The organism is Paenibacillus sp. FSL H7-0918 (assembly GCF_038007025.1).
Lineage (GTDB): Bacteria > Bacillota > Bacilli > Paenibacillales > Paenibacillaceae > Paenibacillus_AQ > Paenibacillus_AQ odorifer.
Genome location: NZ_JBBOWJ010000001.1, coordinates 259867 through 272235 on the forward strand (window position 1 = coordinate 259867; position 12369 = coordinate 272235).

At 44.6% G+C, this 12369-nt stretch carries 12 protein-coding genes; 7 read left to right on the forward strand and 5 right to left on the reverse strand.

Annotated features, from left to right (window positions below):
• Window positions 1-32: 32 nt before the first annotated feature.
• Together aspA and MHI15_RS01260 are read right to left on the reverse strand one after the other, a co-directional pair.
• On the reverse strand, window positions 33-1457 hold the full coding sequence (aspA, locus tag MHI15_RS01255) for an aspartate ammonia-lyase (protein ID WP_036689072.1): 1425 nt from the start codon (window positions 1455-1457) through the stop codon (window positions 33-35).
• 398 nt (window positions 1458-1855) lie between these two features.
• Window positions 1856-3532: a hypothetical protein gene (locus MHI15_RS01260; protein ID WP_312149808.1), complete on the reverse strand. Its 1677-nt coding sequence runs from the start codon at window positions 3530-3532 to the stop codon at window positions 1856-1858.
• Window positions 3533-3761: 229 nt separating this feature from the next.
• On the opposite strand from MHI15_RS01260, the gene kduI reads away from it, so the two are divergent.
• From kduI to kduD, 3 genes are read left to right on the forward strand one after another with little or no spacing between them, the layout of a single operon-like run.
• On the forward strand, window positions 3762-4595 hold the full coding sequence (gene kduI / locus MHI15_RS01265) for a 5-dehydro-4-deoxy-D-glucuronate isomerase (RefSeq protein ID WP_036688322.1): 834 nt from the start codon (window positions 3762-3764) through the stop codon (window positions 4593-4595).
• A 34-nt stretch (window positions 4596-4629) separates the two neighbouring features.
• Window positions 4630-5385 carry a DeoR/GlpR family DNA-binding transcription regulator gene (locus tag MHI15_RS01270; RefSeq protein ID WP_076129821.1) on the forward strand — a complete coding sequence of 252 codons (756 nt, stop codon included), beginning with the start codon at window positions 4630-4632 and terminating at the stop codon, window positions 5383-5385.
• A gap of 43 nt (window positions 5386-5428) precedes the next feature.
• On the forward strand, window positions 5429-6184 hold the full coding sequence (kduD, locus tag MHI15_RS01275; RefSeq protein ID WP_036688326.1) for a 2-dehydro-3-deoxy-D-gluconate 5-dehydrogenase KduD: 756 nt from the start codon (window positions 5429-5431) through the stop codon (window positions 6182-6184).
• Between the two features lie 309 nt (window positions 6185-6493).
• Here the strand turns inward: kduD and MHI15_RS01280 are convergent, their stop codons facing one another.
• Window positions 6494-6829 carry a hypothetical protein gene (locus MHI15_RS01280; RefSeq protein ID WP_341164053.1) on the reverse strand — a complete coding sequence of 112 codons (336 nt, stop codon included), beginning with the start codon at window positions 6827-6829 and terminating at the stop codon, window positions 6494-6496.
• Between the two features lie 108 nt (window positions 6830-6937).
• Entirely contained in the window at window positions 6938-7462 is a 525-nt protein-coding gene (locus MHI15_RS01285; RefSeq protein WP_076281630.1) for a hypothetical protein, read from the reverse strand.
• A 142-nt stretch (window positions 7463-7604) separates the two neighbouring features.
• Here MHI15_RS01285 and MHI15_RS01290 point away from each other — a divergent pair, with 142 nt between their 5' ends.
• Window positions 7605-8255 carry an NUDIX hydrolase gene (locus MHI15_RS01290; protein WP_076217832.1) on the forward strand — a complete coding sequence of 217 codons (651 nt, stop codon included), beginning with the start codon at window positions 7605-7607 and terminating at the stop codon, window positions 8253-8255.
• Window positions 8252-8797 carry a GNAT family N-acetyltransferase gene (locus tag MHI15_RS01295; protein ID WP_076129818.1) on the forward strand — a complete coding sequence of 182 codons (546 nt, stop codon included), beginning with the start codon at window positions 8252-8254 and terminating at the stop codon, window positions 8795-8797. Before MHI15_RS01290 ends, MHI15_RS01295 begins: the two co-directional genes overlap by 4 nt.
• 49 nt (window positions 8798-8846) lie before the next feature.
• On the opposite strand, the gene MHI15_RS01300 is transcribed toward MHI15_RS01295, so the two are convergent.
• Window positions 8847-10922, reverse strand: coding sequence for a beta-galactosidase (locus MHI15_RS01300; RefSeq protein WP_076280096.1), 2076 nt, complete (start codon window positions 10920-10922; stop codon window positions 8847-8849).
• Between the two features lie 155 nt (window positions 10923-11077).
• On the opposite strand from MHI15_RS01300, the gene MHI15_RS01305 reads away from it, so the two are divergent.
• Entirely contained in the window at window positions 11078-11983 is a 906-nt protein-coding gene (locus tag MHI15_RS01305; RefSeq protein ID WP_254847677.1) for a helix-turn-helix transcriptional regulator, read from the forward strand.
• 68 nt (window positions 11984-12051) lie between these two features.
• Complete coding sequence (locus MHI15_RS01310) at window positions 12052-12354, forward strand: family 43 glycosylhydrolase (protein WP_341164054.1); 303 nt, start codon at window positions 12052-12054, stop codon at window positions 12352-12354.
• Window positions 12355-12369: the final 15 nt, after the last annotated feature.

Genomic DNA, 12369 nt, shown 5'->3' on the forward strand with positions numbered 1-12369 from the left:
TCCAAACAAAAAGCTCGATCCTCCGGAACATTCTACTCTTTATGCAATAAAGCTGCTCCTGCAATTCCCGGGTGTGTCATTTCGTATGGGTCCAGAATCAGATTAAGCTCTTCTTCGGTCAGCACATTATATTTAATGCACAATTCCCGTACAGATTCCCCAGTCAAAATCGCCTCTCTAGCGATCCGCGATACCACTTCATACCCCAGATGCGGGTTCACAGCCGTAATGATTCCGACACTCCGCTCCACATCCCGCTCAAGCTTTTCCTTATTGGCTTCAATCCCAGCCAGACAGAAGTCTGTGAAGACTTGGAAGGAATTGTTCATGATGCTGATGGACTGAATGAGATTGAACACAAGCACTGGCTCCATAACATTCAGCTCCAGTTGACCCGCTTGGGAAGCCAGACAGATCGTATGATCGTTCCCTATGACTTGAAAAGCCACCTGATTAATGACCTCTGCCATAACCGGATTAACTTTGCCCGGCATAATTGAAGATCCAGGCTGGCGTGCAGGCAATGAAATCTCATTAAACCCAGTCCGCGGACCGGAGGCCATCAACCGCAGATCATTAGCGATCTTGGACATGTTCATCATGCACACTTTTAGGGCAGCAGACACTTCTGTATAGGCATCCGTATTTTGGGTGGCATCGACGAGATGATCTGCCGTTACGAGCGGCAATTCACTGATCTCAGCTAAGTGCTCTACCACCAATTCAATATAACGAGGATCAGCATTTAATCCTGTACCCACTGCTGTTGCTCCCATGTTGACTTCATACAAATGATGGCGTGTATGCTCAATACGTTTGATATCTCTTTCAAGCACTCTGCGATAAGCCTCGAATTCTTGACCCAGACGAATCGGCACTGCATCTTGAAGATGTGTCCGACCCATTTTTATCACAGGATCGAATTCATCCGCTTTTACCGCAAACACATCATGCATTCTGTGCATCGTTACAAGTAGCTGCTCCAGCAGTGAAAGTGTGGCAATATGAATTGCTGTCGGAAACGCATCATTTGTAGACTGCGCCATATTTACATGTGAATTGGGACTTAAGTGACGATAGTCTCCCTTTTCATGGCCAAGCAGTTCTAAGGCACGGTTAGCAATAACCTCATTCGCATTCATATTTAACGAGGTACCCGCACCACCCTGAATAGGATCTACAATAAATTGCTCATGCCACTGACCCTCGATGATTTCTTCTGCTGCTTTCACTACAACTTCTCCAAGCCCTCGATAGAGACGGCCAACTTCCATATTTGCAAGCGCAGCGGCTTTTTTTACAATCCCCATCGCTTTGATTAACTCTTTGTGAACCCGATAGCCCGTAATAGGAAAGTTCTCGACTGCGCGTAGTGTCTGAATCCCATAATAAGCGTTCTTATCTACCTGTTTACTGCCTAGAAAGTCATTTTCTACACGAAATTCAGTTTCAATCACTGTTATATCCCTCGCATTCATTATGATTAGGTTTATTAGAAAATAAGTAAGCGCAATCATTTCTATCTCACTTAGATATTAACCTTTATTGTGACAAATGTCTCTCAGAAAAATAGGGTTTAATGTAATTAATTACTATTTAGTAACCTAACACCGCTATTCTAAAGGGAAATGTGCTTAGGAAGGATTGAATTACCAAATCGTTAGGTCTAGTTTATCCAGATAAATCGTCGCTCACCCCAATTATAAGTATTTTGGACAAAATCACGTTTACGGATACTTAGGTATCTATTGCGGGCTGTGCAATGGGGCATCACATCCTTTCATGTAGCTCCTTATTAAAGAAGCCGGCCAAAAAGGCCGACTCGGATTACTATTTATCACAGTAATTGTGTTTTTTATACTGAATAATGATCTAATGAGATCTGAATTCCATTAAGCTGAGCTTGCGGTAATTCTAACTCCCTACTAATACTCAAAACTAAGCTTTCACCATCCATGTTGGTATAATTCGCTGCTAATACCTCTCCCACTTCGAAATTCCTTTCTTTATGAGCCATAGCTGCGGCAAAAGCCTCTAAACCAATAATACCACATTCGGCAGCTTTCTTAATGCCCAATGCTTCAACGATCACACCGCCCGGCATCCCTGCGACGGATACCTCTATGAATCTGGACCGTTCCTGCAGCTGATAAGGGTGAGATAAATAAATAACAAAATACGTCTCACCAACTTGCCCGTACAATGTATACGGCTCTTGTTTCCATTCCCCTTGGGGAAGTACACCGATGATCGTATTCTTCTCACCCTGGGGGATTGGGAATAAAGAAATGATGACATTCTTGTGATAGAGAACCTCCATATAACGGCTTTGATGGCGGGGATCTCCCTCATTGTAGCCTTGTCCCGGATGGAAGAAATACAGCTGATTTGCGCTTCCCTCTCCACTCACAGGTAACGAAAAAGCCCAGCGAAGCTGCTCATTATCGAATTCCTCAACCCGCTCCCACATCCCGCCTGCTGCAAACTCCTCTGTAATATAAGCATAGGAATGAAGCAAAGGCTGCGGCTGTGGATCCGTTGGGACAACCTTCTGAGTAATCTTCCCTACTTCCATTGGTATCTGGCGATTCATAGCTGCGGCTAATATTTCATCGGATGCTTGATAGAATAATAAACCGGCATACTCAGTGCGCGGCATCCTCTCAGGCAGCTGGAAATCTCCAAACTGAACATAATCATGAAGTACATTAGCATCGCCGGGAACATCATGCGGCCAGCCTCTAGAATGCGCACCAACCCAAGCGCCACGCAGATAGAATTCAGCTCGTACATTCCATAAATGGTCAAGCATTTCTTTAAGGCTCGTAGTAAGCTCCGTATCCTCAGGCGGGACAAGTTCCAACGCGCAGGTGAATGCCTGCACCCAATGCCAAAACCACGGTAGGCTGCCGTATTCCGGCATCCCTTTAGTACGAATATAAGCCAGCGTATCCTTCAGACTCTGCCGGCCATCCTCAAGCAATATTTCATCCGCAAACAGGGTGCCAAAAATCAGCTTAGCAGCTGTATATTTAGCTTCATGATGCCCAAAAGTAACCACCGGCTTACGGTAGAAATCACTGCGATAAATATGTCCAAACGCTGTATTCAGAACTATGCGAAGTTGAGCATTTAATGCTCCTCCGTATCTTTTGCAAAAATACGCCAGCAGGTTGCCCATAAGCTCCACTGGTAACTCATGCGGTGACGCATCTCGCGGAACCGGATTCAAACCGAGCGGCCAATGACCATATAACTCCGTGCCGGGCTGCCGGTTCTGAAGCATTAAGATCTCCAGCAGCACATCCTGTGCTTTCTGTTTCGCTTGCTCACGATCAAAAGGCAGCTCAAAAGAATCATCAACAGCCGCTGCAAAAAGATACGAAGCATAATAAAAGTTATTTCGCACATCATCATGGAACCAGAGTCCACTTTCCAATAAAGGGCGTTGCTCTGCTTCCAGTGCTATATTAAAAATAATTTCTTGCTGACGTTCCTTATAAGTACTCTGGATATTTTTCAACCCCGGCATTACTTTTCAACCTCCATCATTTCAGTTTTATATCATCTTCCGGCATTCATGAAAATCGAGCATAATAGCTCTATTGTGCACACTTTCCGTTCATTTTGCAATTGGAAAAACCAATAAATAAACATAAATAAACGAAATAAAAAAGATTAGTACTTGTAAAATGAACATAAATGGACTAAAGTGTACCTATACGAACGATAATATGTACACAAAGGAGATTGAACATTCAATGGAAAGACGTTTCGCATCCCATCCTAATGAAGTAAAACAATTTGACACTGAGCGCCTCCGTAAGGAATTCCACATTCCCGTTATTTTTGCTCCTGATGAGCTAAAGCTTGTCCTAACCCATGAAGATCGTATGATCGTTGGTGGAGCTAATCCTGTAAAAGAAGAGGTTGCGCTAACTACTGACCTTAAAGAACTTGGGGTTACTTATTTCTTGGAACGCCGTGAACTGGGCATCATCAATGTCGGTGGTAAAGGCTCCGTGGTTGTAGATGGCACAGAATATGAAGTGGATTTCAAAGAATGTCTTTATGTAGGTCAAGGCTCTAAAGATGTAGTCTTCAAAAGTGCAGACGCTTCCAAGCCTGCTAAATTCTATTTGAATTCTGCTCCTGCCCATCAGTCCTACCCTACTACCAAAACCACACTGGCCGATTCTGAATCCGGTGCGATGGGTGGTCTGGAGAACTCTAACGAGCGGACAATCCACCGCTTCATTCACACAAATGGTGTGCAAAGTGCCCAACTGGTTATGGGTATGACCCAACTGAAACCAGGCAGCATGTGGAACACCATGCCAGCACATACCCATCCACGCCGGATGGAAGCCTATTTCTATTTTGATCTTCCGGACGATTCCGTTGTGTTCCACCTAATGGGAGAACCTGACGAAACCCGCCATATCGTAATGCATAACGAACAAGCTGTTATTTCTCCAAGCTGGTCCATCCACAGTGGTGTCGGCACTCATAACTATACTTTTATCTGGAGTATGGCTGGCGATAATAAAAGATATGATGATATGGACCCCGTATCCATGAAAGAATTACAATAGAGATAAATCAACTACGGAAAGATGAGGCAGGCGGATGAACCCGATACGACGACACGAGATGATTATGGAAGTTATGCTGAACCAAAAAGATGTAACGGTGAATGAACTGAGCGATAAGCTTCAGGTTACTGGAAAAACAATACGCGAGGATTTAAGCAGGCTGGAGGAACAAGGGCTGATCGTACGTGTACATGGCGGAGCTGTGCTGGCACAAAGCGACCAGTTTGGTATTTTGCCCTCCAAGGATCCGCTGGATAAATACTCTGACGAGAAGACGGAGATTGCCTTGCGTGCGCTTGCTCATATTGAACCGGACGATATTATCGCTCTTGATGGCGGTAGCACTACGCTTGAAATTGCTCGGCGTCTGGACAATATGCCACTAACGGTAGTCACCAATGATGTATACATCATCAGCGAACTGGTTCCCAAAGATAACATCCGTCTGGTCGTTCCCGGTGGTTATCGTGTCCGTAATATGTTGGCTGGTCCTGAAGCCGTCTCCTATGTACAAAAGCTTAATATTCAAAAAGCATTCCTTTCATCGACTGCTATTCATATAGAGCATGGGCTCTCCATTTATACCGGAGATTTAATTGAGTTCAAGCAAGCCCTTGTATCTACAGCCCGTAAGGTATTCGCGGTTGTAGATCATCATAAATTCGGCCATACTGCACTGCGTACCTTTGCTTCCCTACAAGAAGTTGACGTGATTCTGACGGACAAAGGGCTCTCCCCCGAAACGGCAGATCAGTTCCGCAGTGCAGGCGTTACCATTGAATGCGGGTAAACCCGGAATAACAATCCATTTACAATAAAGGGGCGTAATTTATATGTCATCATTATTTAGCTTGGCAGGTAAAACAGCTATTGTAACAGGCGCAGCTCAAGGTCTTGGACAAGGAATCGCGCTTGCATTTGCAGAAGCCGGTGCAGACGTTGCATCTGTCTCCCTTAATTCGAGTGAAGAAACTGTAAATGCAGCAAAAGCTTTTGGAGTAAAAGCAGTTAGTATCGAATCTGACTTAAGTGATCACAGCAAGCTGCAAAGCACTTTTGACCAAGCGCTAGAGCTGACCGGACATGTTGACATTCTCGTAAACTGCGCAGGAATGATCCGCCGTGCACCGGCAAAAGATCATAGTGAAAAAGACTGGTTTGATGTCATCAATTTGAACCTGAACACAGTTTTCCTTCTGTCGCAAATCGCAGGCCGCCACTTCCTGGAAAGAGGATCCGGCAAAATCATTAACATCGCCTCCATGCTCTCCTATCAAGGCGGAATCAATGTCCCTGGTTACACTGCGAGTAAACACGGGGTTGCGGGTCTTACTAAAGCTTTTGCCAATGAATGGGCAGGCTCCGGTCTGAACATCAATGCAATTGCACCAGGCTATATGGCTACTGAAAATACCGCTCCAATCCGTGCCGACCAAAGTCGTTCGGACTCTATCTTAGACCGTATCCCTGCAGCACGTTGGGGAACGCCTGATGACGTTAAAGGCCCTGCTGTATTCTTGGCTTCCGCAGCATCTGACTACTTGAACGGTCACGTTCTTAATGTGGATGGCGGATGGATGGCTAGATAATCCAAAAAAATGGGTGTCCCATAGGGGCACCCATTTTTTGTGTGGATATGAAGCACTATCGGACTCAGCTGACCGATCTGCACACGCAGTAGCTAAAGGACTCAGCTGACCTTATACACCGTTTTATCCGCTATTTGGATAGCTATCGGACCTCATAGCCGCTATTGGTGCAAAAAACACCAATTATAAGCTCTTTCATGAGCAATAGCGACGCTGGAGTCCGAAAACCTGCTCAAAAGACGATAAATTCGCAAATAGGGGCATCTGGGTCCGAAAATCTCAGTATCAGTGGTTGTGGATCGTTCTGCATCATTTAAATAAGCTTGCAATGGAATCCACATCAAAATCACTAGTCATTCTAAAGTTTCCCGAACTGTATTTGTCCTTCTTATCAAGATCTGTCACATACAGGAAGTTAGTATCCGTAAGATTCATGCCAAACCTCAAGCTGTTATTTACAATAATACTTATCCAGTAGGTCTCCGTAGATTTGTCCAAAGCACTACTTCTTCTCAATTTTACATCTGAAAAAGCATAAATGATCTTTTCAATTTCCTTCGGATCTTCAATCACTACCTTTTCATCCACTAAAGATTTCTCAATCTCGATTGAGGTGATTTCAGTTTCATCGATTTGATCCAACACTAAATTCTCAAATGAATTATAACTATGGTAGAGATTAATGATTACAGGGATTTCGATTAATAAAAAAAATGAGTACGAGAAATACATAACGTTTCTTCATATTCATAATTATGAACACCCTATTTCTACAAACTCCTCTGGATGAGTGCGAATATAATCGCCGATAATTCTATGCGTATTTGGTGTCAGGTTCTTATATCGTTCGAATAACCCACTAATTACTTCTAACAGTTCAGGGTCTCGATCCAAATCCGTGATGGCCGCATCCGCCCACTCTTTACCCAGTCGATGATTTCTTTCCTCGAGAAATGTCTTTGTTTCCTGAAGCAAAAGAATCATGGGTGAATCGTCAAAAAATCGTATGCCTCCTATCACCCCTGTCCAATACCCTGGCAGGTCTTGCATGTAGGAAATCCAAGCATAATATTCCCCTTCGGAATTACAGCTGTGACCATATAGCACTCTGAACATACATAAGGCTTGTTGCCCCTCTGTGAGCTTCGAGATCACTTCTGATTTGGTCGATGGCGATTTTCCGCGAATCAGCTGAAAGGTAGGCTCCATACAGGCCCATCCTAACCTTTCATCACTTAAAGTGTCCAAGTCTTCCCGCTTCATGGCTACTAAATTCATTTAACTCCTCCTTTGATTAACATCCAAAAATATACATATATTTCTTAACGATGTCAATAAAAATCACTTGGGGACATTAAGCAATTCGATCGTTTTTATGATAGGCTTTAAGCAGTAGATATTTTCACAAAGGAGCTTTTCTATGCATAATGAGATACTTACTATATTTGATGAAGCGGGTCACCGAATCGGTACAGCTCCACGGGCAGAAGTACATCGGTTAGGACATTGGCACGAGACCTTCCACTGCTGGTTTATAAGCAAAACCCAAGAAATCCCCTATATTTATTTACAGCTTCGTAGTGAGCAGAAACAAGATTATGCAGGATTGCTGGACATCACGGCCGCTGGACATTTGCTGACACACGAAACGGTAGAGGACGGGATTCGCGAGGTTCAAGAAGAACTCGGTTTGGAGCTAGCTTTTGATGAACTGATTCCCTTAGGTACGATTCCTTACAGTATGATCAAAGAAAATCTTATCGATAAAGAACGAGCGCATGTTTTTGTTTATAACAATCCTTATCCTCTGGACGATTTTAAGCTGCAAGAAGAAGAGGTCGCAGGAATAGTTATCACAAGGTTTGCCGACTTCCGAAGCTTTTGGCAAGGAGAAATACATAGTCTACAAATCAATGGTTTCAAAGTGGATTCAAACGGACAAAAAATCAACATTCAACAAAGTGTGGATCGGACTCATTTTGTGCCTCATGAAGCAGCCTATTTCACTCGGATCATTGAGGGCATCGAAGCAATAATTCTAACATCACCCATCGTCACGGAGGACATATGATCATTAATCCTCAAACATTTACAGTGAATGGAATCCAATACAGCATTAGATCTGCGGCCTCTCATGATGCTAAAGTGTTATCTGAATTAAGGGTGCGGATCGATGGAGAAACCGAGAATTTAGATCGGGAACCAGGCGAAGCCTTTATTGACGAAAAAGGGTTTGAACAGCTTATTCAAGCCGATTCTGAGAAAAATAATAACCTTTTTCTAGTCGCAGTAGTTGATAATCAAATCGTTGCGTTCTCCAGATGCGAAGGTTATCCCTTAAAAAGATTTGCTCATAAAGTAGAATTTGGAGTATGTGTGCTGCAGGATTATTGGGGATATGGTATTGGAAAAAATCTTCTCGCCGAATCGATTGCCTGGGCTGACACTAATGGTATTCAAAAGATCACCCTAAATGTGCTGGAAACGAACACCAACGCTATTAAGCTATATCAAAAGCTTGGCTTTGAAATTGAAGGGATTTTAAAGAAAGATAAACTTCTATCGGACGGCAAATTGTATAACACCATTATGATGGGAAGAGTTAAGAACTGATTCTATTCAAAAAAAAGGCAGAACCTGAAACTCAGGTCCTGCCTTTTTATTATACTAATGCTTTACGCTTCAACATCGCAAGTCCATTCACCGCTAGATTCAATAGGGCCGGAGCTGAAAGACCTGTTTCCAAGTCTGTGTATTCCGCTCCATCCAGCTCTACCGTTTGCGGACTGCCGCTGAAATTTTGCACAAAAACATAATCACTTTCGCCATCTGTGCGAAGTTGTGCAGTCACACCTGCTGGAAGCTCACTATCCATCGCTCGGGTAATTCCTGCCTTAGATGTGATCGCTGCGTATAGCTCAACATAGAACGAAGTGTCTTTCACACGGGTAGCAAGATGGTACGCATTTCCTTCACCAAAACGATTGACTGTAAGCGCTGGACGGCCCGCATAGAAATCGTTGCGATAATGCCCCAAAGCCTCTGCACCTTCCAAATGAATCAGCTCGGCTATCTCATGCGCATCGTAGTCACCGCTTAGCTTAAGTTTATTACCTACCTCCATTACTAACCCGTTCAGATCACGGCTGTGCAGCCCTTCTGTCTCCTCTGCCCAAATCCCCAGTGTTCTGCGCAGTGGACCAGGGAATCCTCCCAGATGACATAAATCCGTTTCGTTAACTACTCCTGACCAATAGGTTGCGAGGAAAGTGCCGCCTTGCTCCACATATTTCTCAATGCGCTTTCCATTCTCTTCACTAATCAGATATAACATAGGGGCAACAACCAGCTTGTAGGCAGACAGATCATCTCCAGAGCCTATAATATCAACTGGAATGCCCAGCTCCCAAAGTGCACGATAATGCTGTAGCACCGTCTCCTCATAACGTAATCCGGAATTACGGATGCCTTGCGCATCCTTTATCGCCCAGCGGTTGTCCCAATCGAAAATAATCGCCGTCTGCGCCGGAGTGGACGTACCCACTACTTCCGTCATTCCCGCCAGCGTCTTTCCTACTTCCGCTACATCTTGGAATACTCGAGTCTCGGAGTGGCCACTGTGGTCTACAACTGCGCCGTGGAACTTCTCACTTGATCCGCGGCTTTTGCGCCATTGGAAATACTGCACAGAATCCGAACCATGCGCTACCGCTTGCAAGGAAGACAGCTTGTGCATTCCGGGACGTTTCAGCTTACTGACCGATTGCCAGTTCGTAAGGGATGGCGTGCTTTCCATCAGCAGGAACGGTTTCTTTTTAAAAGAGCGCATTAAGTCGTAGTGCATCGCCGTCCATGCTGCCAATCTAGTATCGTCACCGTCTTCGGTATAATGCCAGTCTGGATAAGCGTCCCATGAGACCACATCCAGGATTTTGGCCAGCTCGCGGTAATCAATGCCATCGATCATATGCATATTCGTCGTGATAGGCAGCTCTGGATTATAAGGACGAACGGTATTGATCTCGTGCTGGCAGAAATCAATCGTCCGTTCACTAACAAAACGCCGCCAGTCAAGATTCAAGCCGTGTACTTGTGTCTCACCATGTGGAGCTGGGGATTCAATCTGTGACCATGAAGTGTAGGTATGGCTCCAAAAAGTAGCCCACCAAGCATGATTCACCTCATCCAAACTGTTATTATATTTCACTTTCAGCCATTCTCTAAAAGCATCCTGGCAGAGCTCGCAGTGACACTCCCCACCGAATTCATTCGAAATATGCCAACCGATAATGGCTGGATGCTGGCTGTACCGTTCCGCTAGCTTTGCATTCAGAATTGCAGTTTTCTCCCGGTACACTGGTGAGGTAAAGCAATGGTTATGACGGAAGCCATGCAAATTGTGAACACGGTTACGCTCCACTCTTAAGACTTCTGGATATTTTTGCGACATCCATGCTGGGCGGGCACCACTTGGCGTTGCCAAGATAGCGTAAATCCCATTCTCTGCAAAAGAATCAAGTACACCATCCAACCATTCGAAAGTGAACACACCCTCTTCAGGTTCAAGAGATACCCACGAAAAAATGCCTACGGACATGACATTGCAGCCCGCCAGCTTCATTAATCGGATATCCTCACGCAATACTTCCGGATATTTCAGCCATTGTTCAGGATTATAATCAGCACCGTGCAGCATGACACCAGCTTTTCTGCTTATCGGGGAATGTTTTTTATTCATTGTGTACGATCATCCTCTCAATTCTGCCCATTTATAGAATGGGACTATTCTCTGATGATAGGCTAGAAGCGTAAGCTATCTTATTCAGGAATCATCATTTATACTATTTATAATATAAGAAAATTCATTTCAATCAGTAGGAATATAGTCTCGAAGTGATAGCACAAAATGAAGATGAGGTGATAAACCTGCTACCTTTTTCTCTGATTGAATTACCGCGCGACTCTGGAACGTTGCCCCTATCCCCCTACTCTGTAGGTCGCCATATCCAATTCCATCATGTGCGCCCAGCAGGATTTCCTGTGTATCAAATCTTTTTAATCCGGACCGGAACCGGGTTATTTCGTGATCTGGAAAGTGGCACAGAAATCATACTGGAACCGGGGATGGCTTTTGCCTTCCCGCCCGATCGTGGTCATGAATATTATCCTACCTCTCATGAACCGTGGCATGTTGGCTTTATCGGCTTTCAAGGCAGTCAAGCTCATGGATTGCTGGAAGCGCTTGAACTGCTCCCTTCTGTTCCTTATCGAACGGATCGTTTTGAACAATGCTGGGAAGAAATCGGCCAAATCTGGCATACGGTGAATTCTCCTGCCCCCAATCGGCAGGACGAGATGTGGATGCAAGAGTTGTCTATCACACTCTATAGACTGCTCTTGATGCTGCGCCCTGCCAAGAGTTCAGAAGTCTCCGGTAATCGTCTAGCCTTTGAGTCGGTCCGAAATGAAGCCCTAACTACAGCCGTCGGGCTGATCAACGAACATTACACAGAACCGCTTCTGATCTCCAATCTTGCAGCAGCAGTCGGGTACTCCGTGCAGCATTTCCAGCGTTTATTCGTGCAGGAATATGGGGTCACTCCACATAAGTATTTGCAGAATCTGCGGCTGGAGCGGGCGCTGCAATTAATGACGGAGGATGTGGAGATTCCCGTTCAAGATATAGCGCTTCAGCTGGGCATGGAGACTAATTATTTTATACGTGTCTTCCGAAAAAACTACGGCTGTACACCCGGAGTAATGAAAATACGTTTGCTACAAGACGAGCAAATGAAGTAACGCTTCCAAGCCTAAAGAAGATATTGTAAAATTAAGCAGATGATAGCTTGTAAATTGGGGGCACCTTAATGAAAACATTATCTGATATTAACTTTAGAGATCCCTATATCCTATCTGTGCCTGAACTTGAACAATACTATTTATTTGGCACAGATGGCTTAACAGCTTGGAGTGGCGCACCTCACGGCTTCGATGTATATATCAGCTCAGATCTTCAGGAATGGTCCGGACCCATTGCTGCCTTTCGTCCAGATCCTGATTTTTGGGCTGATCATCATTTCTGGGCACCAGAGGTTCACCGCTACAACGGAAAATATTATATGTTCGCTTCTTTTAAAGGACATAGCGTTCCACGGGGGACACAATATTAAGCGCGGAAACACCTG

Bases quoted from the DNA above. Each gene is read 5' to 3' on its own strand.
- MHI15_RS01260 (WP_312149808.1), bottom strand. From the start codon at position 3,532: ATGCCGGGGTTGAAAAATATCCAGAGTACTTATAAGGAACGTCAGCAA.
- kduI (WP_036688322.1), top strand. From the start codon at position 3,762: ATGGAAAGACGTTTCGCATCCCATCCTAATGAAGTAAAACAATTTGAC.
- MHI15_RS01270 (WP_076129821.1), top strand. From the start codon at position 4,630: ATGAACCCGATACGACGACACGAGATGATTATGGAAGTTATGCTGAAC.
- kduD (WP_036688326.1), top strand. From the start codon at position 5,429: ATGTCATCATTATTTAGCTTGGCAGGTAAAACAGCTATTGTAACAGGC.
- MHI15_RS01285 (WP_076281630.1), bottom strand. From the start codon at position 7,462: ATGAATTTAGTAGCCATGAAGCGGGAAGACTTGGACACTTTAAGTGAT.
- MHI15_RS01290 (WP_076217832.1), top strand. From the start codon at position 7,605: ATGCATAATGAGATACTTACTATATTTGATGAAGCGGGTCACCGAATC.
- MHI15_RS01295 (WP_076129818.1), top strand. From the start codon at position 8,252: ATGATCATTAATCCTCAAACATTTACAGTGAATGGAATCCAATACAGC.
- MHI15_RS01300 (WP_076280096.1), bottom strand. From the start codon at position 10,922: ATGAATAAAAAACATTCCCCGATAAGCAGAAAAGCTGGTGTCATGCTG.
- MHI15_RS01310 (WP_341164054.1), top strand. From the start codon at position 12,052: ATGAAAACATTATCTGATATTAACTTTAGAGATCCCTATATCCTATCT.